22 protein-coding genes and 5 pseudogenes are annotated in these 24,305 nt (G+C 49.1%); 19 read left to right on the top strand and 8 right to left on the bottom strand.

Annotation, left to right across the window (positions count from 1 at the left end; all coding sequences use genetic code 11):
- Positions 1–14 precede the first annotated feature (14 nt).
- From A0U92_RS13900 to pheS, 4 genes are all read right to left on the bottom strand, one after another.
- Entirely contained in the window at positions 15–1,304 is a 1,290-nt protein-coding gene (locus A0U92_RS13900; protein ID WP_077813715.1) for an adenylosuccinate synthase, read from the bottom strand.
- Positions 1,305–1,384: 80 nt separating this feature from the next.
- Positions 1,385–2,533 carry an ATP phosphoribosyltransferase regulatory subunit gene (locus A0U92_RS13895; RefSeq protein ID WP_077813714.1) on the bottom strand — a complete coding sequence of 383 codons (1,149 nt, stop codon included), beginning with the start codon at positions 2,531–2,533 and terminating at the stop codon, positions 1,385–1,387.
- A 49-nt stretch (positions 2,534–2,582) separates the two neighbouring features.
- Positions 2,583–5,045: a phenylalanine--tRNA ligase subunit beta gene (gene pheT / locus A0U92_RS13890; RefSeq protein ID WP_077813713.1), complete on the bottom strand. Its 2,463-nt coding sequence runs from the start codon at positions 5,043–5,045 to the stop codon at positions 2,583–2,585.
- A 3-nt stretch (positions 5,046–5,048) separates the two neighbouring features.
- The gene (gene pheS, locus A0U92_RS13885) at positions 5,049–6,116 is read right to left on the bottom strand and encodes a phenylalanine--tRNA ligase subunit alpha (protein ID WP_077813712.1); all 1,068 of its coding nucleotides are present in this window, start codon (positions 6,114–6,116) and stop codon (positions 5,049–5,051) included.
- Positions 6,117–6,325: 209 nt separating this feature from the next.
- Here pheS and A0U92_RS13880 point away from each other — a divergent pair, with 209 nt between their 5' ends.
- The 16 genes from A0U92_RS13880 (at position 6,326) to A0U92_RS17835 (ending at position 20,355) form a co-directional block, all read left to right on the top strand.
- Positions 6,326–8,551, top strand: coding sequence for a hypothetical protein (locus A0U92_RS13880; protein WP_236748155.1), 2,226 nt, complete (start codon positions 6,326–6,328; stop codon positions 8,549–8,551).
- A gap of 30 nt (positions 8,552–8,581) precedes the next feature.
- Positions 8,582–8,875 (top strand): hypothetical protein, encoded by a 294-nt coding sequence (locus A0U92_RS17470; protein WP_149026485.1) that lies wholly within the window; start codon positions 8,582–8,584, stop codon positions 8,873–8,875.
- A complete protein-coding gene (locus A0U92_RS17465) occupies positions 8,876–9,370 on the top strand; it encodes a hypothetical protein (RefSeq protein ID WP_149026484.1) in 495 nt (164 codons plus the stop codon). It begins immediately after the preceding gene.
- Positions 9,360–9,752: a Terminase-like domain protein gene (locus A0U92_RS13875; protein ID WP_077813711.1), complete on the top strand. Its 393-nt coding sequence runs from the start codon at positions 9,360–9,362 to the stop codon at positions 9,750–9,752. The genes A0U92_RS17465 and A0U92_RS13875 overlap by 11 nt, the downstream gene beginning before the upstream one ends.
- Positions 9,753–9,805: 53 nt before the next feature.
- Positions 9,806–10,693, top strand: coding sequence for a hypothetical protein (locus A0U92_RS17460; RefSeq protein ID WP_149026483.1), 888 nt, complete (start codon positions 9,806–9,808; stop codon positions 10,691–10,693).
- 9 nt (positions 10,694–10,702) lie between these two features.
- Complete coding sequence (locus tag A0U92_RS13865) at positions 10,703–12,157, top strand: phage portal protein (protein WP_236748154.1); 1,455 nt, start codon at positions 10,703–10,705, stop codon at positions 12,155–12,157.
- Positions 12,158–12,183: 26 nt separating this feature from the next.
- Positions 12,184–12,750, top strand: coding sequence for a phage scaffolding protein (locus A0U92_RS17455; protein ID WP_149026482.1), 567 nt, complete (start codon positions 12,184–12,186; stop codon positions 12,748–12,750).
- A gap of 11 nt (positions 12,751–12,761) precedes the next feature.
- Entirely contained in the window at positions 12,762–14,129 is a 1,368-nt protein-coding gene (locus A0U92_RS13860; RefSeq protein ID WP_077813709.1) for a DUF4043 domain-containing protein, read from the top strand.
- Positions 14,130–14,184: 55 nt separating this feature from the next.
- A complete protein-coding gene (locus A0U92_RS13855) occupies positions 14,185–14,568 on the top strand; it encodes a hypothetical protein (RefSeq protein WP_077813708.1) in 384 nt (127 codons plus the stop codon).
- Positions 14,568–15,248 carry a hypothetical protein gene (locus A0U92_RS17450; protein ID WP_149026481.1) on the top strand — a complete coding sequence of 227 codons (681 nt, stop codon included), beginning with the start codon at positions 14,568–14,570 and terminating at the stop codon, positions 15,246–15,248. The genes A0U92_RS13855 and A0U92_RS17450 overlap by 1 nt, the downstream gene beginning before the upstream one ends.
- A complete protein-coding gene (locus A0U92_RS17445; RefSeq protein WP_149026480.1) occupies positions 15,248–16,117 on the top strand; it encodes a hypothetical protein in 870 nt (289 codons plus the stop codon). Before A0U92_RS17450 ends, A0U92_RS17445 begins: the two co-directional genes overlap by 1 nt.
- Positions 16,118–16,142: 25 nt before the next feature.
- Entirely contained in the window at positions 16,143–17,705 is a 1,563-nt protein-coding gene (locus A0U92_RS13850; RefSeq protein ID WP_077813707.1) for a hypothetical protein, read from the top strand.
- Positions 17,705–18,130 (top strand): hypothetical protein, encoded by a 426-nt coding sequence (locus A0U92_RS13845; RefSeq protein WP_149026479.1) that lies wholly within the window; start codon positions 17,705–17,707, stop codon positions 18,128–18,130. The genes A0U92_RS13850 and A0U92_RS13845 overlap by 1 nt, the downstream gene beginning before the upstream one ends.
- A gap of 2 nt (positions 18,131–18,132) precedes the next feature.
- Positions 18,133–18,450 carry a hypothetical protein gene (locus tag A0U92_RS13840; protein ID WP_077813705.1) on the top strand — a complete coding sequence of 106 codons (318 nt, stop codon included), beginning with the start codon at positions 18,133–18,135 and terminating at the stop codon, positions 18,448–18,450.
- A 136-nt stretch (positions 18,451–18,586) separates the two neighbouring features.
- On the top strand, positions 18,587–19,462 hold the full coding sequence (locus tag A0U92_RS17440) for a hypothetical protein (protein ID WP_149026478.1): 876 nt from the start codon (positions 18,587–18,589) through the stop codon (positions 19,460–19,462).
- Positions 19,462–20,355 (top strand): hypothetical protein, encoded by an 894-nt coding sequence (locus tag A0U92_RS17835; RefSeq protein ID WP_187668773.1) that lies wholly within the window; start codon positions 19,462–19,464, stop codon positions 20,353–20,355. Before A0U92_RS17440 ends, A0U92_RS17835 begins: the two co-directional genes overlap by 1 nt.
- A gap of 242 nt (positions 20,356–20,597) precedes the next feature.
- Here the strand turns inward: A0U92_RS17835 and A0U92_RS13830 are convergent.
- Positions 20,598–20,888 (bottom strand): annotated as a pseudogene (locus A0U92_RS13830) (IS3 family transposase); the annotation flags it as partial.
- A 95-nt stretch (positions 20,889–20,983) separates the two neighbouring features.
- On the opposite strand from A0U92_RS13830, the pseudogene A0U92_RS13825 reads away from it, so the two are divergent.
- A pseudogene (locus tag A0U92_RS13825) lies at positions 20,984–21,436 on the top strand (transposase); the annotation flags it as partial.
- 15 nt (positions 21,437–21,451) lie between these two features.
- Here A0U92_RS13825 and A0U92_RS13820 read toward each other — a convergent pair.
- Positions 21,452–21,831 (bottom strand): annotated as a pseudogene (locus A0U92_RS13820) (transposase); the annotation flags it as partial.
- An 87-nt stretch (positions 21,832–21,918) separates the two neighbouring features.
- On the opposite strand from A0U92_RS13820, the gene A0U92_RS18035 reads away from it, so the two are divergent.
- Together A0U92_RS18035 and A0U92_RS13815 are read left to right on the top strand one after the other, a co-directional pair.
- Entirely contained in the window at positions 21,919–22,086 is a 168-nt protein-coding gene (locus tag A0U92_RS18035; RefSeq protein ID WP_222927825.1) for a hypothetical protein, read from the top strand.
- A gap of 3 nt (positions 22,087–22,089) precedes the next feature.
- Positions 22,090–22,677: pseudogene (locus A0U92_RS13815) on the top strand (DDE-type integrase/transposase/recombinase); the annotation flags it as partial.
- On the opposite strand, the pseudogene A0U92_RS17425 reads toward A0U92_RS13815, so the two are convergent.
- Positions 22,670–22,753: pseudogene (locus tag A0U92_RS17425) on the bottom strand (IS5/IS1182 family transposase); the annotation flags it as partial. The pseudogenes A0U92_RS13815 and A0U92_RS17425 overlap by 8 nt on opposite strands.
- Before the next feature lie 46 nt (positions 22,754–22,799).
- A complete protein-coding gene (locus tag A0U92_RS13810; RefSeq protein ID WP_077813703.1) occupies positions 22,800–24,116 on the bottom strand; it encodes a hemolysin family protein in 1,317 nt (438 codons plus the stop codon).
- Between the last annotated feature and the right edge of the window lie 189 nt (positions 24,117–24,305).

Below are 24,305 nucleotides of genomic sequence, written 5' to 3'. Positions count from 1 at the left end.
AGAACGTGATTCGTTCAGGAATCGAACGGGTCACGCACGAGGATGGTGTCGTCACGTTCCGGGCTGGTTGAAAGCAGCGTCACGGGTGCTTCGACCAGCTCTTCAATCCGACGGACATACTTGATGGCCTGCGCCGGCAGTTCCGCCCAGCTACGAGCGCCCCTGGTGGATTCCTTCCACCCCTCAAGCGTCTCATAGACCGGTTTGACACGGCTCTGGGCGGCCGGCCCCGCAGGGAAACGTCTGATCGTTTCTCCATCAAGATCATAACCGACGCAGACCCGGATTTCATCAAGACCATCGAGCACGTCGAGCTTGGTCAGCGCCAGACCATTGACGCCGGCCACCTGCACGGCGTGGCGCACCAGCACGGCATCAAACCAGCCACAACGGCGTGGACGGCCCGTGACTGTTCCGAACTCGTGCCCGCGCTCACCGAGGACACGGCCTGTCTCGTCAAACAGTTCGCTCGGGAACGGTCCCTCACCGACGCGCGTGGTGTACGCCTTGGCGATGCCGAGTACGAAACCCGCTGCGGCTGGTCCCATGCCTGAACCGGTGCCTGCGTTGGAAGCGACGGTGTTGGAACTGGTCACGAAGGGGTATGTGCCGTGATCCACATCCAGCATGACCGCCTGAGCGCCTTCGAACAGGATCTTGCTGCCGCCCTTGCGCTCGGCTTCCAGCAGATCCGCGACGGGGGCCATGTAAGGCAGAACTTTCGGCGCAATGTCGTTCAGGAACGCCAGCAGATCAGCTTTCTCGAAGGTCTCGGCGCCGTGGCCGGCAAGCAGGGTATTATGGTGCAGCAGAAGTTCGTCGAGCTTCCAGTCGAGCGTCTCCGGCTCGGCGAGATCACACAGACGGATGGCGCGGCGGGCGACCTTGTCTTCATACGCAGGACCGATGCCCCGTCCGGTCGTGCCGATCTTGCGATCGCCGCGCGCGGCCTCACGGGCCCGATCGAGAGCGCCATGCACAGGCAGGATCAGCGGAACATTTTCGGCGATTTTCAGGGTGTCAGGAGACACTGGCAGGCCCTGGGCCACAACACGAGCGATTTCCGCCAGCAGCGCCTGCGGATCAACGACAACACCATTGCCGATGATGCCAAGCTTGCCGCGCACGAGACCGGATGGCAGCAGGGAAAGCTTGTAGACCTGCTCCCCGACGACCAGCGTGTGTCCGGCGTTGTGACCGCCCTGAAAACGAACGACGACATCGGCGCGGCTGGCCAGCCAGTCGACGATCTTGCCTTTGCCCTCGTCGCCCCACTGGGCCCCGATCACGGTGACATTCGACATGACGCAGCTACTCCGATGATAAATGAAGATGAACGCAGGGGGCTATTTCCAGCGGAAGCGCCCCGATGGAAATCAGGTAATCAGCCGACAGGTACGAGCGTGCCATCGCGGCTGACAAAAGAACAGGCGAGACGGCGGGCCTCTTCCTCTTCCTGTATGGCTGGAGCGAGACCTGCAACGGTCACATGCCCCTTGTCACGGAGAATGCGACCGACGGTCTCGTCCGCACCGAAAGGGAGATAGACGCGCTGCGGCGGCGCCCTGCGCGGCGCGACACGAAAAACGGCGTTGGGCCGCAGGGTCAGGCCACAGGCAGGTTCGTTGTCATTGCACAGATAACGCCCCCCCCGCCCGAGTTCTTCGGACGAGCCCAGCGCGTAAACCGATACACAGACACCCGTGTGATACTTCCATCCACGGAACTCGACCGGGTCCACTGTCACCTGACAGCCCGGCACGCGGGCGCGGATGGCGGCGGTGGATTCCATCAGACGCTCACTGAAGGCGCGTGTCTTTTCAGGCAGGTTGACGTCCCGCAGGGCGGCGAGCGCCTGATCGGCTTCACCAGCAGCATGAAGCAGCCGGATCAGCACATCCGCGATCGGGCCGCCATGTTCGGCGACGGCGGCGGCGTCCTTGCGATCAAGGGCGTGCATCAGGGCTGTTGTCGTCGCAGCGGACAGACCAGCCTGCTCAATCAGTGACGGCGCCAGAAGCGGCATGGTGAGATCGAAGGACAGATCGGAGATGCCGACACGGGCCAGAGCCTCGGCGGCGATCGCGATCACTTCAGCATCCGCCTGCGCGCTGTCGGGACCGATCAGTTCAATGCCCGCCTGTCCGATCTGGCGTTCATTCTGTCCTGCCGTGCCGTTGCCGATCAGCACAGCCTGCCCTGCATAGGAAAGGCGTAGGGGACGCGGCGCATCATGCAGACGGGTCGCCGCGATACGCGCGATCTGCGGTGTAATGTCCGGACGCAATGCCATCATCCGACGGGTATCGGGGTCCATCAGGCGAAAAGCCTGCTCCGCCAGTGCGGCTCCTGCTCCGCCGAGCAGCGTGTCTTCAAACTCCAGCAACGGCGGTGCGACCCGTTCATATCCATGACTTGCAAACACGGACAGAAGAGCCTGAGTGCCGTTGGCCTCTGTCTGGGCATCCGCCGCGAGGAGGTCGATGAAGCCCGGCGGCAGGAGAGCCGGAGAGGGGAGCTGATCGCAGGTCATGCTGCGCTCATATCATCACGGCGGTTCCACGTCATGTGGAGTTTCTCCCTCACGACCGCAGGGAGGCGCCGGTGGCCTTGGCGACCGCTGCGATGACCTTCTCGGACAAAGCTTCAAGCTGTGCATCCGTCAGGCTGGCCTCCTTAGGCTGGATGACAACCTCGATACCAACCGATTTCTGACCTTCCGGCAGCTTGTCGCCCGCATAGATATCGAAAAGCGATACGTCGGTGATCAGGTTGCGCTCGGCTCCTCTGGCAGCACGAAGGATCGTCTCCACCGGTACATCGTGAGCAGCGAGGAAAGCGAAATCACGTCTTACCGGCTGGAACGGCGACAGGTCGGGAGCAGACTTCTTGCGACGCTTCGGCTCGGGGATACGGTCGAGGAACACTTCGAACACCACGACCGGTGAGTCGAACCCGGCTTCCTGCAATATGGAGGGATGCAGTTCGCCGAAATGGGCCAGCACGTTCTTCGGTCCCTGCCGGAGCACGCCAGAACGGCCCGGATGGTAGTAGCAGGGCGCGTCAGGCGTGGCGGTCAGGGCGTCAGACGGCACGCCGAGCGAGGTCAGCACGTCGAGCGCATCAGCTTTGGAAGCGGCGAAGGTCATGGGGACCGCTGTCACACCCGGTTGCCGCGATGTGCGGCCAGCCCGGAGACCGGCGGCGATCGTCGTCTGTCCTTCGGCGCTGAAAGCCGCACCGATCTCGCACAGTCCCAGATCGGGCCAGCCCCGGACTGCATTGCGACGGGCGGCGGCGAGCAGGTTCGGCACGGGCGTCGGGCGCATCTGGTCGAGGTCGGCGGCGATGGGGTTCAGCAGACGCAGGCTTTCCGGAGCATCCCCGAACTTGTGGGCCTCATCATAAGCGATGAAAGAGAAACCGACTGTCTCCATCAGGCCGCGCGCCGTCATGACGCGACGGGCGCGGGCCAGACGTGTGCGCCCCGGTGTGAGCGCCGTGCCGGGCACGACGGAACGCGTCGGCAGCGGCACGGGCTGGACCTGATCCAGCCCTTTGATGCGAAGGATCTCCTCGATCAGGTCACACTCCGGCTCGATACGGGAGACCGCGTTTTCCAGTTCCATGCAGCGATCGGCCGGAATATCGGAGGACGGGTCGAGCACGACCGGCTGGGCCACATCGTTGCGCCATGAAGGAACCGCAACGGTGACACTGTGCTCATCGCGGGTCGTTGTCTCGAAGCCGAGATGGCCAAGGATGGTCATGCATTCATCGGCAGGCACATCGAGGCCGCCGAAGGAAGCGACACGCTTGAAGCGTAGTTTTGCCTTACGCTGCCAGTGCGGCCGGGCGCCAGCGGAGACGACTTCACTTGCCTCACCGCCGCACAGTTCCATGATCAGGCGGGTCGCGGCTTCAAGCGCCATGACGGGCATGGCCTGATCAACACCACGCTCGAAACGGTAGCGGGCGTCGGAATTGATGCCGAGGCGACGGCCTGTCAGCGCAATGCGGATCGGGTCGAACAGGGCGCACTCGATAAACACGTCAGTGGTGGCGTCCGTGACCTCGGTCGCTTCGCCGCCCATGATGCCGGCGATGGACTGGACACCTGCACCATCCGCGATCACGCAGTCCTCGGATGTGACGATATAATCCTTGCCGTCGAGCGCGCGGATCGTCTCGTTGCCGCCACGGCAGACGGTCAGCGTGTCGCCCTTGATACGGGCGGCGTCGAAAACATGCAGCGGACGGCCGAGGTCGATGGTGAACAGGTTGGTGATATCGACCAGTGTGGAAATCGAACGCAGGCCAATGGCTTCCAGCCTGTCCCGCAGCCATTGCGGGCTGGGACCGTTTTTCACACCCTTGATGGTGCGTCCGAGCACCCACGGGCAGGCTTCCGTGTAGGTGTCGTCCCATTTGATCGGTGACGGGAAAGTGCCATCGACCGTATCGGCGAGGAACGGCTTCAGCTTGCCGAGACCGGTGGCCGCGAGGTCGCGGGCGATGCCATACACGGCCAGCGCGTCACCGCGGTTCGGGGTGATGGCGATCTCGATGACGGTGTCTTCGAGGCCTGCGAAGTCGGCGTAGGACTGGCCGGGAAACGTGTCTTCCGGCAGTTCGGCGATGCCGTCGGATTCAGCGCCAAGCCCGAGTTCACGCAGCGAGCAGAGCATGCCGCCGCTGGCCTCGCCACGGATCTTGCCCGCCTTGATGGTGATGTCGAGACCCGGAATGTAAGTGCCCGGCGGCGCGAAGATGACGGAAATGCCTTCACGGGCGTTCGGTGCGCCGCAGACGACCTGCACATCGTTGAAGCCCGGACCGGCATCGACGCGGCAGACGCGCAGGCGGTCGGCGTTCGGATGCTGGACAGCGGAGAGGATGCGGGCCGTGAGGAATGGCGCGACGGCCGCACCGCGCTGCTCGACGCCTTCGACCTCAAGGCCGATGCGGTTCAGGGCGGCGCAGATTTCCTCCAGCGTGGCGGAGGTTTCCAGATGGTCGTGAAGCCAGGAGAGCGTGAACTTCATGGATCAGATTCCCTCGTGCAGCAGGGCGGGCGCGAGCGGATCGGTCCCGTAGTGGGTAAGCCAGCGGACATCGCTTTCATAGAAAGAGCGAAGGTCGGGGATACCGTTCTTGAGCATGGAGAGGCGTTCAATGCCCATACCGAAGGCGAAGCCCTGCCATTCCTCGGGGTTCAGACCGCAATTGGCCAGCACGCGCGGGTGGACCATGCCGGAGCCGAGGACTTCCAGCCAGTCCTCTCCGCCTCCGATTTCGCCGGTCTTGCGGGACCAGCCGATATCGACCTCCATTGAAGGCTCGGTGAAGGGAAAATAGGAGGCGCGGAACCGCACGGGCAGATCGGGCTTGCCGAAAAAGACGCGCAGGAACTCGATCAGCGTGCCTTTCAGGTGGCCGAGGGTGATGCCCTGATCGATGACCAGCCCTTCGCACTGATGGAACATCGGTGAGTGGGTGGCGTCGTGGTCGGCTCGGTAGGTGCGGCCCGGCGCAATGATACGGATCGGCGGCTTCTGGCCGAGCATTGTGCGGATCTGCACGCCGGAGGTCTGGGTGCGCAGAACGCGGTTCCGGTCATCGCCTTCGGGCGGCAGGTAGAACGTGTCGTGGTCGGTACGGGCGGCGTGGTGTTCCGGCGTATTGAGCGCGGAGAAGTTGTGCCAGTCGGTTTCAATGTCCGGACCCTCGGCGACGGTGAAGCCCATCGCGCCGAAGATGGCGGTGATCTCCTCGACGGCCTGACTGACGGGGTGGAGCCCGCCGCGTGCGGCTTCGACGACCGGCACGGAGATATCAACCCGTTCGGCGGCGAGGCGTGCGTCGAGTGCAGCAGTCTCGATCTCGCGCCCACGGTCCTCGATGGCGCGGGTCAGTTCATCACGGAGACGATTAAGCTGGGCGCCACGCACCTTGCGTTCTTCGGCGTCCATACGCCCGAGTTGCTTGAGCAGGCCGGTCAGTCGGCCCGACTTTCCGAGAAACGAGACACGGATGGCGTCCCAGGCACGCTGGTCTGTGGCTTCCGCAAGGGCCGCGAGGCAGTCCTGCCGGAGTGTATCAACATCGTCGCTCATGTGACCTCGTCCGCGTCTCGTGCCCCTCGGGTTGCGGGGCGGAACTGTTTGCTCAGGGCGCGGATACCCGCTTTGGCCGGTGGAGAAAAGCCCGAAGAGCAGAAAACCGGGGAAGGGCGATGTGTCCCGGTAAAGCGCGGCAAGTAGAGACACGTTAATATCTGCGTCATTCGAGCCTGCTGCATTTTCACACGCTCAAGATCTCTTCATTGCCCTATGCTTTCACCAATCGAGATAAAATGACATTTCCCCATTCGAAGATTTTCGATGTTTCGCGATGCTGGCATTTCCGCACGCATCATTGCTCAACCCTGCCCTGGCTTATCTTCCTGCTGGTAACGGCGACATCGGCTGCCTACGCCGACAGCACGCTTCAGGTCACACAGATCAATGGCGGCGCTGTTGTCACCGGTACCGGAAAAACACTTGCACAGCTCGCCACAAGCACACAAAAAAATACGAATTCGCTTGCATCCACCACGTCAACGGCAAGTTCGGCGTATTCCCTTGCGGTCGGTGCGATCCAATCCTCCCTGATGGGAGTGGCTGGCGGTCTGGCAGTACTCGATTCAAGTGGAAACGTCACCTCACCAGTTGCAACAACTGAATCTACTGCGAGCGATTATTCTACAGTTGGATGGAATGATCCGCTCACCTGGTCCACAAATTCAGGCACAGCAACCCAGTACGGCAACCCCAAAATCGCATTCAATCATCGATGGATCATGGGTTACGACTCATCGGGCAACAGTTACGTGGATGACTACATGCCCCCCACTCATCTGCGGCTGGGCGGATCACAGGAGTTCGATGGCGTCCCTCTCTTCATTCACAATATACCGTATTCAAGCGGAAACATGGGGATTGTCGAAGGCGTCTTCATGCAGTCCGAAAATATGCGGGGATCAATTGCCGGCGTTGGCCCAAGTTACGCCAGCGGCGCTGCGCAGTATGACAATTATGATGCTGTCGCCCGCTATACATTTGCTGGCCCAACATCACCAGTTTTCACGACAACTGGTACTGCCGTAACAGCTCCTGACGGTCTGACTCATATTCCAACATTTTCCGCAAGTGGTGCATCTTTTGCCAATCCCCTCCCTCAGGTATGGTCGGACTGGATTAAATCACACGCACATGCGCGTATGATTACCAACGAGATTGGCGTTAATCCTGCGACTTACAAGAACGCAACTTTCGTTGGTGAAATGTCGGGCTATACCACAAATGCCTCGGGCTTGGTCGTGAGCATCGCGACGGATGGATGGCGCATTTTCAATCAGACGCAAAACTTCCCCAGCACAAATATCACCACTGAAACCCCGGGGACAACCACACTGGACGGCACCACACCGGCTATTGACACCGTGTGGTCGGATTTTGGTGACCCTGCGATCATGTTCGGTGTCTATACCAAGGCATTTGATAACAATGTCATCTGTTATCTTCCTGGCCCAACACCCCACGCAACACCGGGAGACATTAATGACCCAACGGGAAAAATCAATAATCAACTGCGCAGTTGTGAAGGTATTGAATATGATCTCTGGAACGACGACACTTCGGGAGAGAGTGCATACATACGTGGAATAACTGTAGCTTATAGCGGTGGCGCATCTCCAAGCGCAGACAGTTATGACATGAATCTGGCTGGTGGCAACGCAAACACGCTGATTCTGTCGGGCGAATGGTATTCCATGAACGTCGCCTCTCATTCTTTCGCTTCAGCCGGATATGGTGGGCCTGCATATACAAAGGGCTCTCAGAAAGTCGTTGCCGATTTCGCGCAATCCAATCGACCTGGCTGGGATGCGGATAGCGCGTGGCCTGCGTATTCACACAATATGCGACTATCGATCTGGAACACACGCAATTCAGATGATACCAGCAATCAAAATGATTATAACGATATTACCACAAGCATGGGTATACAGGTTGATGGCCACAACGATGTTCATCAGCTTTCCATGGATGGGACTGTACAGGAACATCTTGAATTCAATTCCGCCAATTATCCCAATGGAATTACCCTATGTGGGTATGCAGGTTGTGGCTTCTCCGTCAACAGGCAGGGTACACCGGAAGCCGATGATAATCTCATCATTAATAGTGGAAAATCTCTTCTGTTAATGAATGCAACCAATGTTCTTGCCGGTTATATTTATGGCAACACGGATGGCAACATTCATGTGCTGGGCGCAAACGGGCCAACAGGAAGTTCATTCATTATTGATGCTGCCCTGAAATCCAATGGATCAATAAATGCACCCAATAATATTTATAGTGCACTACCTACAGCAAATTTAACAACTGGTGATCAACGTTACTGCTCAAATTGCTATTCCAGCTCTTCCAGTTCAGCTCTGAAAGGCATACCCGTCTGGTGGAATGGCTCTGCCTGGACAGATTCACTTGGTGCAGCAGTTAAATATTAATGTTAATTATGTAATATAAACGAAGAATAAATGGCAAAAAAATTCGACGAAAAATACAGTAAAGAAGTTTACGGAAAAATATTAGAGTATCAGAAAAAAGGTTTATCAATAAGAAATATAGCAAAAATAACAGGAGCGAGTCGTAGTTACATACATCGACTATCGATAAAGATAGCACTTTCTTCTGGTTCAATGCAGAAGGCCAGTGAACGACGAAAAGAAGCGGGATGGGAACCGTTATCGCCAGGCAATCCAATCTCCTGGGAGGCCATAGAGCTAAGATCGAACAATAAAAGAAAAACATACAATTTAAACGAAAATTAAATGACAAAAAAACAAAAGCCAATGACAAGGGCTGACTTTATCTCTATCTGTGATTGCGTTTCTAAAACAGGAAACAGCTCCAACTGTATGAAGCTGGCCAATCGTCCACTCAGTGATTTATATTGTTACTTAAAAAAAAATCCGGATGAACGTCAACGACTAACAATAGCACGAACTTTTTTTCACGATGAAATGACAGCGGCCGTTCATGATCTTGCTTTTGGTGGAATTCCACAAATAAGGCGAACAGAAAAAGGAAAAATTGTTATAGATGAGAGAGGGAAACCGGTCATAGACAGAATTCCGGATACCCGCCTAATCACCACACTTCTGAGAGATCATTCAAGTCGACTGGCTCGCGCAGAAAAAGCTGATCTTTCAAATGCCACACATATTTCAGCAGAAGACAAAATGACTCAAATCAGAAATGAAATAGCTTCAGATCCACCACCCAAGGAGACGGTGTTGAAAAATAAATATACCCATGAGGAGTAAAGATAGAATATCATTAACTCCTCCGCAAATGAATATATATCGGGAAGGATGGAGAAAAACAGCAAGATTTCGTGTGGCTGCCTGCGGAAGACGATTCGGAAAAACATTTGAAGCAGCAGAAGAGATTCGTCGGGCTATAAAAATGGCCGTCACAAGAAATATTACGCCTGATAATGAAATATGGTATGCGGCTCCCACCTACAAACAGGCCAAAAAAATATTCTGGCCGAGACTGAAAGCAACCATTCCTCAGCAATGGCTTAATCGTCCTCCACGGGAGTCAGAACTTTCTCTGGAAGTGGGTCCTCAACGACATATCGTACGTATTGTAGGACTTGAGAATTACGATTCATTGCGGGGAAGTGGTTTATTTTTTTTTTAGGCGATGAATGGGCGGACACTTCTCCTCAGGCATGGACAGAAGTCATTCGTCCAATGTTATCGACATGTGAAGGTCATGCTCTTTTTATCGGTACTCCCAAGGGAAAGGATCATTTTTACGATCTATTTTTAAAAGGTCAAAGTGGTAATACACATGAAAAAGGATGGTGGTCCTGCTCCTACACAACCTTTGAAGGAGGAAACGTTTCGCATGAAGAGATAGAAGCTGCCAGGAAAAGTCTTGATCAGCGAACCTATCGACAAGAATATGAAGCATCTTTTGAGACATTCTGTGGTCGCTGTCTATATGCATTTTCAAGACAACACTCCGTCAAGAACATTGCATACGACGAAAACAAACCAGTCCATATTGGAGTTGATTTCAACATAAACCCTATGTCAGGCACTGTCTGGCAAGAGGAAACTGATAAGGATGGGATTTCTACAACCGTACAAATAGATGAGATAATTATACAAACGTCCAATACTGATGAAATGTCGAAAGAGATTTTAAAGCGTTACGGAAAAAAGGAAGTGGATTTTTCAGGAATTGAAAAATACTCAGCACAACACATTACTGTTTATCCAGATCCTGCCGGACAAGCTAGAAAGACATCAGCCGCAGGAAAAACAGACATATCTATCCTGTTATCTTATGGAATAAACATAAAAACCAGGAAACAGTCGCCACGAATACGTGACAGACTTAATTTTATGAATTCAATGTTCGAGAATTCATCAAAGCAAAGAAGAGCTTTCGTTTCTCCCAGGTGTGTAAAAAGTATTGAAAGTTACGAACGATACGCCTTCATAACAGGAACTTCAGAGCCGGATAAAAAAAATGGATACGATCACCTTGTCGATGCAAGTGGTTATTATCTTTATTTTAGATTTTCTGAAAATGTTTTTGATATTGACGCTAACAAGATACTCGATCGGTAAGGAAAAAAAATGGATTGGCACGAATTAAAAAAAAGCATGAATTTTCCATTCCAATACTCTAGCAGAACAAAAAATCTTCTCGCATTAGAGAAGATTTTAGATGGAAGTCTTTACGATCATATATTTTATCCGTTTTTCAAGACATGCAGTGGTGATGGATCCTATATTCCAATCAATAAACGTCGTCCTTCTGTTAGAACTCATCTATGTAATATTGTAGTAGATGATTCCGTTTCTCTACTTTTCAGTGCATCTCATTGGCCATCTATTCATATTCAAAAAGAAAATGAAAACGAGGATTGTGATATAGAAGCAAAAATAAGAAAAATTTGCTTTGATCTCAATCTGCCATCCCTCATGGAGCAGGCTGCGGTAATGGGCTCTGTAGGCTCAGTTGCAATTCTTGTTCAGGCAATAGAAAATGAGCTTGTAATTGAAATAAAACGTACATGCTTTTTAGAACCAACTTTTTCACTTCTTGATCCACGAAAACTGGTTCATGTGCGGGAGCAGTATATAGTTGATGCTGATGGATTAAAAAAAGCCGGTTTTGGTGATTTTCCAGATGGTAACTATTGGTTCACCAGAGATTTCACTGAGTCGGAAACGGTCTGGTATGACCCAATTCCTGTAGAGTTCAGTAAAGAAAAAAATCTAGCGCTGGTTAGAGATGAAGCTCGTAGTAATCAACATGGATTAGGTGTCGTTCCTATCGTGTGGATCAAAAATCTGCCTGCCGCGGATCCTAATGCTCCGGATGGAAAATGCACTTTTAACGCTGGAATTGATGCGATGATTGATGCCGACTACTTGCTGTCCCAAACAGTCAGAGGGTTACGTTATTCATCAGATCCAACCATGGTCCTTTCCGTTGATGAATATCAGCTCTCGAATGGCCTGAATGCTTCGTTAACGAAAGATGCCTCTCATGCTATTGCCCTACCTCAGGGCAGTGATGCGAAACTTCTCGAAATTAACGGTACCGGAGCGGCGGCGGCACTTAATATGTGGCAAGCCTTACGCTCTCTGTCGTTAGAGGCAATGCACGGGAATCGCGCCCATGGAGACCGAGTCAGTGCTGCACAATCAGGAAGAGCGATGGAACTTATGTGTCTGGGTTTAACCTGGTTGGTTGGGCGTTTAAGAAGATCTTATGGTGATTGCGGTCTTATATCAGTTATTAAATTAATTTCTCTGATTACTCAAAAATTTCCTGACTTGGAGATTGCGGGACATAACTACGGATCACTTCAGACAAAAAATATCTCTCTGGTTTGGCCAGCATGGTTTGAACCTACCTTTGGAGACATGCAAACTATAGCCAATGCGGTGCAGTCAGCAAAATCTTCCGGGGTTGTGTCGATGGATACCGCAGTCAGGATGATGAAGCCTGCAACACATATTCAGCATGTTGCTGAAGAAATAAAGAAAATATTGAACGATAATGATTTTTCTCAAAGATAAGAAATCAATATCGCTGCGGAGAATAAATGGAACTAAACCCTAATTCATCTGAAAACAGAGAAAATAATTCATCAGATGGAGTATCCAATACATCTAGGTCAGCAGCTGATAGTGTAGCTAACGCATTTTCCAATCAACTTGCTCAGGTTCAGGCTGATCTGGCTGCATCCAAAGCATATGCTCTATCTGTTGAAGAGGAATTAATTAAAATAAAATCTGAATCAGCTGCAATGGTAGAGCAGCAATCTCAGGCAATTGCTAAAATAAAAATTGAATCTGAAATTAAGTCACTTGCTATCTCCTCTGGTCTTCTTGATCTGGATTGTCTGCCACTTTTAGATTCTTCAGGAATTACGTTAGATCAGAATGGAAATATTATTGGAGTAGACTCTGCTCTATCCGATCTGAAGACAAAAAAGCCATTTCTTTTTTCAGATAATAACAATAATGTAAAAACAAGTATTGCGGCTCGATCTACACCCACTCCCAAAGCAAAATCGAATACTTACACGCCAGTTAAAGACATGTCAGAATCAGAATATAAACGTTCTTTAAAAAAATTAGCTCCTTCCTACTCCCGTCGGTATAATTAAGGTTTAGATTAATGGCTATTGATAATTTTCCAGCTCAACTTCAGCCCATTATCCAGGAGGGCTACCTTGCCCGTGAGTTCTCTGCTGGCTTGCAGTCTCGAATTGCTTTCCGCGCCATTGCAGATAGAGAAATTTTTCCGAATAGAATTGGTGAAAGCATAACAAAGACAAGAAAGGGACTAAAAGCACCCGTCACAGTCCCTATGAATCCGTCACAAAATACGAATTTTGATAATGGTCTTACTCCCTCAACATGGTCAGTTGAGCAGTATACATTAACGATTAATCAGTATGGCGATACTATCGACTTGAATGTCGTCAGTGAAGGAGTGGGAATTAGCAATCAGTTCCTGGCAAATGCTAACACTAACGGCATTCAGGCGTTACAGTCTCTTGACCGCATTGCACGCAACACTCTTTTTTCTGGTCCAGCAGGAGGAGTGGGAGGTTATATGGGTGGTAATACCCGAGTCACAACTTCCATCAGCGCTTCCAGTACACAAGTTTCTGTGGATGATGTGCGCGGCTTCGAAAGAGTTCTTAATGCAACAGGGCAAGTTGTATCTGTTGCTCAGTCATCAGGAATGACTGTGACAATTGGTAGTAATGCATATACTCTAATTAGCGTTACGTACGATTCTGTAAACACCTCTACTACCCCTTTAGGTGCATCTGGCGTACTGACGTTCTCAACTGCAGTATCAGTTAGTGACGGCACTGAGGGCAATCCAGTCGTAGCCTCAACTGCGCCTCTTGTTCTTCGTCCTAATAATCGCCTCACAACGGCACAGTTGGTAGCGCCAGAAGGTAATTACGGCTCAAATAACTATATCACCGGCGATACATTGGGAATTCAGACTGTTCTCGCAGCAGTTGCTGCTTTACGAATGAACAATGTTCCAACTATTGATGGTGCCTATCACTGCTATCTCGATGATCAGCAGATGCTTGGTCTCTTCCGTGATGGTGACTTTAAGTACTTATATCGAGGTGCCTATGGTAGCGAAACTTATCGTTCCGGCTCTGTCGTTGAGCTCTTAGGTGTACGCTTCATTCCTACCACCGAAGCACCTTTACAGGCGTCTCTTGGCAGCGGAATTATTCATAGAGCGATCGTTTGCGGTCAGGGTGCCTTGATTGAGGGCGACTACAACGGATCGGTTGATATTCCAGACAGTGAGCGAGCTCTAGTAGACAATGTTGACGGCATCATGATGATTACTCGCGAACCATTGGATCGCCTGAAACAGATTATTGCTCAGTCCTGGTATTGGATCGGTGGATTTGCCCTTCCAACCGATGCCACCGTAAATCCTTCTATTATTCCTACATCGACCAATAGCTACTTGAAACGTGGTGTTGTTATCGAAAGTCTTTGAAAATATAAGAATGGCCCAGATATGTTCTGGGTCAAACTTTTGAAAGTTTGTATCGATGTCAGAAGATGTTTTGAGTGAAATAGAAAAAGTCAATATACGACGTTATTGCTGGTATCCAGCTCATGGAAATAGTAATATTTCGGGAAGTTGGTTATATTTCTCTCATTACGGAATTTTAGAATATAGACTGGAAAATTTTTCTCAAGAAGAAATAAGTGTTATGCGCTCTATGTTGGCAACACTAGCTCTTCTCGAGCAAGGACCTGCTTCATCTTCTGATAATCTGGACACTGATAAAGCAGCTATCTGGACTCATAATAAAAATGAAGTATCAGATAGAGTCAATCTATTCAGACAACAGCGACTTGAGATCGTCAAATTTATAGGCATTGAGCCCGGCCCTGGTTTCAATAATTTTTCTGTAAAACTTTCAGTCTAATGGATATAGACAAATTACAAAAAAAAGCAGCTTATGGATTTGGAAAAGCTGCTAATATTGTGGGATTTTCCGTTATACAAATGCGCCCACAAAATTCATCAATGCCTTTATCCACAGATAAAATCGCAACTTTGAGATGTCTTGTTGATCCATCAGCATCCTTTACTGGAATATCACCACTTTTATGGGGGCATAAATTTTTATTTGCCGCTATCAATACAACAAACATTCAAGTAGGAGACTATCTTGAAACACAAACGGATTCCAATATAGAAAATTTACAGGCAGACATATACTTTGTCTCTCGATTTGAACCTTGGAAACCTTTACTTATAGTGCAAACAAATAAGTCTATTTCATTTTATGAGTCGGACATTTCAAGTGACAATAATACCATTGGCTTGAGATCTCCTTCCGGGCCTGTGTGGAAAAATGATATTGAATTAGCGTCTGACTATCGGGTATCTATGCTAGAAATGTCAGCATCAGGACGATCACCTACAGGTTTAGGCACGGATCTCCCTTTGGGCATTTGGGAAATATTTATGCCTAAAATTCCTACTATTACATTATACCAAGGGTTAAGAATCAAAGATACTAATCAGAATTGCTATCATATTTTAACTGTGGAAGAAACTGATTTTGGATTACGCCTAATTGCAAAAGTCGATCAAGCATAATGGCCACAGTTTCGGGTATTGAACAACAGATTGCACAGGCAATATATGATTATATTTATCCGCAAAATTCTCTAGGTATTCTCAAATCAATTATCAATCAAGATGTAAAAATTTGCCGTGGATGGCCACAGGAAGTAGAACTATCAGAGGATTTAATGTCTGAAGCTGGCATTTCCTGGATAACTGTAAATCAACAACCAGACCAGACAAAAAACAAAACACGTTACGGAAGACAATGGAAACCTATTGATTCAAATAGTTCTTTTGGATTATCTGTAAATAACGTCATAGATTCTCTCTATAAAGTTGAGTTTATTGGGTCAGCTTTGCAAAATGGACTGGCTGGAGTTGTGATAGGTGAAGTTTCATATCCAGTTATAGTTACATCCGCACAAAGCTCCGAAACTGTTTCAGAAAATATATATAATATAATTAAAAAAACATATTCTGATAGTATAGAAATTTCGGCATCCACTCTATCATCGTCGGATTTAAGGATAACTGGATTTTGTGGAAAAAATATAACTATGTATCAAGAGTTAAGTCGATTAGAAGAAACTTTTTGTACTTCCATATTTTCTCCATCAATTATTGAAAGAGATAATGTCGAAAACGCTGTGACAATTTCATTATTATCATCAGATTTATTATCTAATCCAACATTTGATCGTGGAGCAATATTTTTTAAAGATAGGAAGATATATGATAATAATCTAAATGCTAATTTATATCGTGTTGATCTTTTATGGACGATAGAGTTTTCTATTATATCAATGGCATCCTATCCGCCCATGTTGTGGCCAAGCATAGATATAAATAAAACTTCAAGAATTGGTATTATAGATTATGAAGATTCTTCAAATTTATAGTAAAATAAAAATATAGGAAAAAATAATGGCTGTTATAAGTCAATCGGGAACATTGAACACCAGTTCACTTGCTGTTCCAGATCTTTATATTCAAATTCAAACAAGTGGCACAACCTCGTTGTCCGGTGCTCAAACCGACATTATCGGGATCGTTGGCACTGCTTCGTGGGGTCCAAAAAACACACCTTTAGTTTTTGGAACGTCAGCTGAACGAAGCACCTATTTTGGTTCAATGCAGGATAGTACATTTGATATGGCAACTATCGCTTCCACAGCCATTTTACAAGGAGCATCTAATTTCGTCGGCGTAAGAGTTACCGATGGCACAGATACGGCTGCATCTGCAGAAATCTTGTCGCAAAATGACAACGCAACTTATCCAGTTTTAATAAATTCAAAATATACTGGATCAAGTTCCAACAACATCACTTTCAATATTTCCGCTGGGTCGGCACCCAAAAGCTGGAAAATAACAATAAATATGCCAAATTATTTACCAGAAATTTTTGACAATATTCTTGAACAACCAACAAATGTTACATTTTGGGAGAATTTTGTTTCAGCAATAAATAATGGTCAGTCATCTATTCGTGGGCCGAGCGAAATAATCAATGCAACATTAGGCACTGCCGTTGATGTTTCTCCCGCTTCCATGAGTACAACGCAATTAGCAGGCGGCACAGATGGTAATAGTGGGGTAACAGCCAGCTTACTTTTGGGCTCAGATGGTGTAACTCGTACGGGCATGTATTCACTAAGAGGTCAAAAATGTAGCTTGGGCGTTCTCGCCGGAGTTACCGATGATACAACATGGTCTGCTCAGGCTGAATTTGGTGTGTCAGAAGGTATTTATATGATTACCTCCGGAGCGCCCAGTGAGACTATTGAAGCAGCTTCTGCAAAACGCAGTGCTGTTGGAGTAGATAGCTATAGCCTGAAGGCCATGCTGGGTGATTGGCTGTATTGGTACGATAGCGAGAACTCTCTCACCAGACTTGTCCCTCCCACTGGTTTCGTGGCAGGTCGTTTAGGTGCGCTGTCTCCGCAACTGCCAAGCCTTAACAAGCAGATATACGGGGTTATAGGCAGTCAAAAATCAGGTCTTGTCAGTTCAGGACAGAATTTAACGTATTCCTCAGCTGAATTAACATCTCTTTTTACGAATGGGATTGATGTTATTTGCAATCCAGCTCCAGGAGGAAGCTACTGGACGGTGAGAGCTGGGATTAATATATCCAGCAATTCACAAAACAACGGAGACGAATATACTAGAGTCACAAATTTTATTAGTGAAACTCTTGCCGGAGGAATGGGGATCTATATCGGGCAACCTATTTCACCTAGTCTGTTCACTGATGTTGAAGCTACATTAACCGGCTTTCTTTCGGATCTGGAACAGCAGGGCGTGATAGGTACCGGCTCAGGCACCACCCCCTACTCTGTCATATGTTCAACAGCAAACAATCCGCAATCCAGGACTTCTTTAGGATTTCTACAAGCGGATATAAGTATAACCTATTTTGGTATTAATAAAAAGTTTATTGTAAATATTACTGGAGGGGCCGGTGTCACGGTCTCAAGCAACTAATGGCTACTTCATATACACTTGGCCGACAAGGCTCTATCATTCTAATATGGAATGGAAACAGAATCGATATTCAGGATGTCACTGATTTTAGTGTTCATCAAGAAATTCGAGCTCAAAAAGTTTCTCCTCTTAACAAGCCTCCTGTTGAGTTTAATACGCCAGCAGGTTGGCGGGGATCATTTACGATCGATAGAGGAAATTCTGCCCTGGACGATTTATTTAATACAGATGAGCTTGCTTTCTGGAATTCCAATACAATTTCATCAGGCGTTTTATATTGTTATATTCAGGAGAGTAATGGAAGCACTTCCAAGTTTGAATATAGTGGTCTCACATTGGCATTTTCGAATGCTGGTAAATTTACGGCTGAAAGTGTTGTATCCCAGTCTGTAACATTTTTTGCTAGTCAGCGTAGGGCAATCTGAAAATGCAAGATAACCAGATTAAATTGATCTGCGATTCTGGGAAGGAGCTTATTTATAAAGAGATTATTCCAAGTGAAATGCTTGATCTTATTCTAATTTGTGGGGCAGAAGGATCTAGAAATGATACCTACATGAATATAGTTCAACAATGGTGTTCAATTAGATACATAAACAACGTACCAGTACCGTTTCCTAAAAATAAACATATGCTCAATACATTAGCAAACGACATAGGTGCAGATGGGATCAAAGCCATTGAAAATTATCTTCTTTCCACAGAAGCAGAGGATAATAATGATATAGATCTAATAAAAAACTAGTATCCTCCTCATCTTTATCAATGATCATAATCCTGTTAAAAGCAAATATCCCTTATGATTTAATCATGAAATGGGACTGGCGTTTAAGAGCTGCAGCTGTTGTGGTTATCGGACAAATGGATGGGGGGGAATTTTCATGGGAGCGCCTACAATGGTTGGAGCAACCTTCAGACTAGATGTATATAATAAAAAAAAGAGCTTAAAAAATTTATTTATAAACAATAACCATATAAAATTAAATCAATTTACACTAAAAAAAAACTTTACAATAAACTTTAATAATTATAAAAATATTTTAAATTTACTTAAAAATAATTTATATAAAAAATATAGAAACATAAATTATCAAAATTTAAACAATATAAAAAATTTAACTACACCAAAAATACATAATACAATCATTAATTCAAAAAATATAAACTTAAAAAATACAAGAAAATTCTTATCACATAATACTAATAAATACGAAAAAAATATAAATAAAATAAATTTTTTAGGTAAAAATTTTTATTATACAAATACGACAAGATCACATGCATCAAAAACAGTAAATTATCAATTTCTATCTCAACCAATGCCTATTTATGGTAAAAAATTTAATTTCAATAATATTCAAAATAATAAAAAACCAAATAAAAATTTTGTATTTAAAAATGAAAAAATATTTTTAAATAAAGAAAATTTAAAAGATCAATATAGAATATACAGAAATATAAAAAGAGAAATAAATAAGAATAATATATTAAAAAATATAACAAATAGAAATTATAACGAAAAAAATTCTTTTTATAAAAATAATTTCTTACAAAAAAATAAAAATATTCACACAGATGTACATAATTTTGATTCTAACAAACAAGAAAAAGATATTTATTCAGAAAAAAACATAGATTTTCATGAAATAATGAGCTTCGTTGAAGCTGAACTCAATCAATCACTTCGTTCTCCTCCTGCGGGAGCACTCATGTCATGGGTGCAAAGTGTTCCCAGTCATCCAGGGTTACATATTTAATGAGTTTTCTTGGCATTGTTTCTTCAATTGAATCGGCTCTTGGTATTCAAAATTTTACATTGGGTTCCATTGTTTTCCAGGATACTGAAGTACCTTCTGAATTATTTTGGGGTGGTTATCAGGCAACCGAGATTTTTCGTCAAGTTGGCGGTGCAAAAGTCATAGTCCTCAATGGATATTATGATCAGCCTTTAACCTGGAATGGTATTTTTCGTGGTAGTCTGGCTCTTCAGAAAGCACGAACACTTGACGCCATGGCGCGCAGCGGTAACGCCTATAGTTTTTCTGGCGGCGGAATTACACGAAAGGTTGTTATCACAGCCTTTCAGGCGTCCTACACCAATTGCGGAACGGTTATTCCCTATAAAATTTTTTGTGAAGTGATTCCTCAGGTTGTTTCGGTCTCAACTTCGACCGTATCCTCTCTCGTTGGTTTACTCAACTCTGATATCGCAAGTGCTTTCTCCACAACAACAGGCATACTTGCAGATACCAGTTCTTATGTCGATTATCTCACAAGCTTTTCGAGTTCATATGCAGGACAAATAACTCCTTTAGCCAATTTGGTTGGTGCTGGTGGAGAAGTATCCTTCTTAAATAGCAAGTTATCCGGCCTTTCCACTCAAGCAGGTGCTCTTTCGTCTTTAAGTTCAAATCTGGATTTCTCAAATTTGCAGAGCGGACTTTCCTCATCTATCGATTTAAATTCTTCTGTCTTCAATGCTTCAAATACTGAAATATCATCTATAGCTTCTAATTCTGGAGACAACCTAGTTTCCGGAGCCTCAGCTTTGATGGCGGCGACCGCACATTCCGGTATTTTAGCGACAACATCTCTTAACAATTCTTATCTCACAAGAGCATCCGATAATATCTCTCTTTCCAATACATAAACCATGAAATTGAAATGAAATCAGGAAAAACAATAATCGTAAGTGCTAGTGATATTTCATTGTGGCATATCGCTGCTCAATATTTGGGTGATGCAACACAAGCAAACAGAATTATGTCCCTTAATGGCCTTACGGATACGTGGATTTTGGGAATTACGACTCTCATCCTCCCGGCTTATGATTTAAGTCAGGGAGGGGGAATCAACAATTAGAGCATAATCTGCTCTAAAAGCTCTTTTGGACCGGAATCGTCGTCCGTTGTTCAGCGCGTCCGACACGAAATCCAGGCTCCAGCGCTGGTTCGGCCCGTCGGGCAGCATCATCGGCGAGCGCGTGCCCATCGCCCGTTTCCGACCGCCACGCTTGCGGACCGACAGCCCTTCCTCGCGATACAGCCGGAACAGCTTCTTGTGGTTCATCGCCATTCCTTCCTGGCCGAGCAGGATATGCAGCCGCCGGTAGCCAAATCGCCGTCGCTCCCCAGCCAGTTCGCGCAGTCGCCCACGCAGTGCGGCATCATCCGGGCGGCGTGATACCAAATGATGTAGCGACTGACTCGTATGTGAAGTGACGTAGTGCGTCAGTTCTGATTCTCTTTTTTGGAGGAGGATCTGGCTGATGACGGCGGCGGCGAGGCACGCGGCCACGCCAGCCGGCTGACCAGAGCTACGACAATGCCTGGCTGTTCGGGGCGATCTGCCCGGCGCGCGGCAAAGCCGCTGGCCGGGCCCTCCCGTTTACCGGCACGGCCGGCATGCAACTGCATATCGAGGAAATCTCGCGGTGCGTGGCACGAGGCGCCCACGCTGTCGTACTGCTCGATCGAGCAGGATGGCACACCACCCCCAGGCTCAGAATGCCGCGCAACGTCAGCCTGATCTTTCTGCCGTCGCGCGCCCCCGAACTGAACCCGGTCGAGAATATCTGGCAGTTCCTGCGCGCCAACTGGCTGTCCAATACCGTCTTCGACGGCATCAAGCATATCATCGATGCCGCCTGCTCAGTCTGGAACAACCTTGCCGCCATGCCTCAAACCATCCGATCCATCGGTCTCAGAACGTGGGCTCACACAGGTCGATGACCATAACCGTTGGTATGACGCATAGCGCCAGGTCTTCGGCTCCATGCCGATCAGCCGGCAGGCCCGCCGCTGCGAGTAATCCCGCTCCGTAATCGCCCAGGTTACGGCTTCCCGCCGCAAACCGGGCGTCACGAGTTTTTTGCCAGGAGCTCTTTCAGCGTCGAGACGTCCATCACGCTCTCCGCCAGAAGCCGCTTCAGCTTCGCGTTCTCGTCTTCAAGAGCCTTGAGCCGCCGCGCTTCCGACACCTCCATCCCGCCGTATTTCGACCGCCAGGTGTAGAACGTCGCATCGCTGATCCCGTGCCTGCGGCACAGATCGACCGCCGACGCACCCGCCTGATGCTCCTTCAGGAGCCCGATGATCTGGTCCTGCGTAAAACGTGATCTCTTCATTGCCTGTCTCCAGTTGGACAGATCTTACTTCAATTCGAGGGCATTCCATGGGGCAACGTCAGGATCTGCAGGGGGGCAGCCCGTTCAGTGGTGAGACTGGTTCGGGGGCAGTCGCGTGGTTCGAGGCTGGACGGACATGAAGCCTTTATCGTTGGCATGATCGAAGCGCAAAAAGATATCACGCTCAACGAGATGGTGGTGCTCATAAGATGCCGGGCGCGCGAAAAACCATCGAACGAGCGGGCGCGCAGATAATGTTGCCTCTACGCGCTCCAGGTGACGATCCCGCATCTGACGCGCTCATCTCTGCATCGCTGCCTGCAGCGGCACGGGATCAGCCGACTGCCCGAGGTTACGGGAGACAAAGAGCCCAGGCGCACGTTCAAAGCCTACCCGATCGGCTATTTTCACATTGATATTGCCGAGGTTCAGACCGCCGAGGGCAAGCTGCGTCTGTTTGTCGCCATCGACCGGACCAGCAGGCTTGTCTATGTCGAGCTGTATCAGCAGGCTGGCAAGATGGTCGCGGCGCAGTTCCTTCGGTGCCTGATCGAGGCCGTTCCCTATAGAATTCACACGGTTCTGACCGACAACGGCATCCAGTTCACCAATCAGGCACGGTGCAAATACGCTTTTCATCATATCTTCGATCGGGTCTGCGATGAAAACGGCATCGAGCATCGGCTGACAAAGGTGAAGCATCCATGGACCAACGGCCAGTTTGAGCGGATGAACCGGACCATCAAGGAAGCAACCGTCAAGCGCTTCTACTACGAGACGCATGACCAGCTCCGTCGGAACCTCGCGGACTTTGTCACTGCCTACAATTTCGCCCGAAGGCTCGAACCAGGTAACGCACCGCGTTGATCACTTCGCGGAATTCGATCTCGCGCGGACGACCCGTGCGGCCCGCTTCAGGCAAACACCAAGACTAGACAGAAAGTGTAAAGGTTTGCGAGGGCTGTCGTTCAGGCTGCTTCGGCGTCATCCGTTTTGCTCCGACGCGTGATCAGTAGCTGGTTGATACGGAAGCCTTCGACATCGACCACTTCAAAACGGAAGCCGGCAGCATCCGTGTGATCGGCCTTGCGGGCCATACGGCGTAGACGATGCATGACAAAGCCTGCAATCGTGTCGAAGGAGTTGCTGTCAGGAAGATCAGCGATACCGAGTTCACGGATGACATCGCCGATCGGCGCAGCCCCGTCGATCAGCCATGAATTCTCGTCACGCTGAACGATAAGCTGCTCCTCGAACGGGGTTGCGAGCCCGTCCATCAACGCGCCCATGATGTCCTTGAAGGTGATCAGACCGACGACAAGTCCGTATTCGCTGATCACCAGCGCAAAGCCCGCGCCATGGGCGTCGAACTGGGCCAGCGTGTCCCACAGATTGAGCGTCTCCGGGACGGACAGCACGTCGCGGCGCAGGCGGCCAAGGGGAAGAGCGCCTTTCTCGTCGGCGGAGGCGACAAAAATATCCTCGATCCGCACCGAGCCGATGACATGGTCAAGGCCACCATTGCAGAGCGGATAGCGTGAATAGGAATCCTGACGGACCTTGTTGCGCAGCGTGTCCGGGGTTTCCTGCACGTCGAGAAAGACGATTTCATCACGCGGCGTCATGGCTGAACTGACGGCGCGGTCCTGAAGACCCAGCACGTTCTGGATCATCAGATGTTCCTGCTCCAGCAGCACACCGGAAGCGGTGCCCGCCGCAAGAATGGCGCGCAGATCTTCCGGGGTGACCGGCTCAACAGCGGAGGCGGCCGGTATTTTCAGGGCGCGAAGCAGCGCGTCAGAGATTTTGGAGAAGACCCAGACAAACGGATAGAGCAGATGCAGCGCCGTGGAGGGAAACCACCCGATGGCGAGGCCGATCCGGTCCGGCGCGTTCATGGCGATGCGTTTGGGGAGCAGATCGGCGAAAACGACAAATGTGCCCGTGATGAACACGAAACTGGCTGTCGCTCCCAGACTGTCGGCGGACGCATTGCTGAGTCCCCAGCCTCGGAAAATCTCTGACAGGGGTGGGGTGAGCATGTCGGAACTGACGATACCGCCGAGGATGCCCACCGCGTTCAAAAGAATCTGAAGCACTGTCATCACCTGTCCGCTGTTGCGGCGCATGGCGAGGAAGGCTGTCGCCCGTTCGTCTCCTGCTTCGGCGCGGGATCGCAGTCTGACATCGCGCGCGGCGGCGAACGAAATTTCCGAGAGAGAAATGAGGATATTGATGGCAATCAGCAGGACGACCGCAAGGACGCCCATCAGGAGAAGCAGCACGGGATCAACCGATGTTTTTATGGGAGCCGTGCTTTGGTCAAGCGCGGCCTGATGCAGGTGTATATCGCGTCGGCACAGAAAAGTTCCAGCATACTTTCAAAGGCAATGTCGTTTTTGCGCAATGACGGGTAGCTGTTTACCTGTCGGTAATGTTGTTGCTCCGGGAATACATCCTGTGATGGCAGTCTT

Origin of the sequence: Acetobacter aceti (genome assembly GCF_002005445.1) — a bacterium.
Classification (GTDB): domain Bacteria; phylum Pseudomonadota; class Alphaproteobacteria; order Acetobacterales; family Acetobacteraceae; genus Acetobacter; species Acetobacter aceti_B.
This window is presented reverse-complemented; position numbering and strand designations above follow the sequence as displayed.

Excerpts from the sequence above, each read along its gene's own strand:
- A0U92_RS13900 (WP_077813715.1), bottom strand. The coding sequence starts at position 1,304 with ATGTCGAATGTCACCGTGATCGGGGCCCAGTGGGGCGACGAGGGCAAA.
- A0U92_RS13895 (WP_077813714.1), bottom strand. The coding sequence starts at position 2,533 with ATGACCTGCGATCAGCTCCCCTCTCCGGCTCTCCTGCCGCCGGGCTTC.
- pheT (WP_077813713.1), bottom strand. The coding sequence starts at position 5,045 with ATGAAGTTCACGCTCTCCTGGCTTCACGACCATCTGGAAACCTCCGCC.
- pheS (WP_077813712.1), bottom strand. The coding sequence starts at position 6,116 with ATGAGCGACGATGTTGATACACTCCGGCAGGACTGCCTCGCGGCCCTT.
- A0U92_RS17470 (WP_149026485.1), top strand. The coding sequence starts at position 8,582 with ATGGCAAAAAAATTCGACGAAAAATACAGTAAAGAAGTTTACGGAAAA.
- A0U92_RS17465 (WP_149026484.1), top strand. The coding sequence starts at position 8,876 with ATGACAAAAAAACAAAAGCCAATGACAAGGGCTGACTTTATCTCTATC.
- A0U92_RS13875 (WP_077813711.1), top strand. The coding sequence starts at position 9,360 with ATGAGGAGTAAAGATAGAATATCATTAACTCCTCCGCAAATGAATATA.
- A0U92_RS17460 (WP_149026483.1), top strand. The coding sequence starts at position 9,806 with ATGTTATCGACATGTGAAGGTCATGCTCTTTTTATCGGTACTCCCAAG.
- A0U92_RS13865 (WP_236748154.1), top strand. The coding sequence starts at position 10,703 with ATGGATTGGCACGAATTAAAAAAAAGCATGAATTTTCCATTCCAATAC.
- A0U92_RS17455 (WP_149026482.1), top strand. The coding sequence starts at position 12,184 with ATGGAACTAAACCCTAATTCATCTGAAAACAGAGAAAATAATTCATCA.
- A0U92_RS13860 (WP_077813709.1), top strand. The coding sequence starts at position 12,762 with ATGGCTATTGATAATTTTCCAGCTCAACTTCAGCCCATTATCCAGGAG.
- A0U92_RS13855 (WP_077813708.1), top strand. The coding sequence starts at position 14,185 with ATGTCAGAAGATGTTTTGAGTGAAATAGAAAAAGTCAATATACGACGT.
- A0U92_RS17450 (WP_149026481.1), top strand. The coding sequence starts at position 14,568 with ATGGATATAGACAAATTACAAAAAAAAGCAGCTTATGGATTTGGAAAA.
- A0U92_RS17445 (WP_149026480.1), top strand. The coding sequence starts at position 15,248 with ATGGCCACAGTTTCGGGTATTGAACAACAGATTGCACAGGCAATATAT.
- A0U92_RS13850 (WP_077813707.1), top strand. The coding sequence starts at position 16,143 with ATGGCTGTTATAAGTCAATCGGGAACATTGAACACCAGTTCACTTGCT.
- A0U92_RS13845 (WP_149026479.1), top strand. The coding sequence starts at position 17,705 with ATGGCTACTTCATATACACTTGGCCGACAAGGCTCTATCATTCTAATA.
- A0U92_RS13840 (WP_077813705.1), top strand. The coding sequence starts at position 18,133 with ATGCAAGATAACCAGATTAAATTGATCTGCGATTCTGGGAAGGAGCTT.
- A0U92_RS17440 (WP_149026478.1), top strand. The coding sequence starts at position 18,587 with ATGGGAGCGCCTACAATGGTTGGAGCAACCTTCAGACTAGATGTATAT.
- A0U92_RS17835 (WP_187668773.1), top strand. The coding sequence starts at position 19,462 with ATGAGTTTTCTTGGCATTGTTTCTTCAATTGAATCGGCTCTTGGTATT.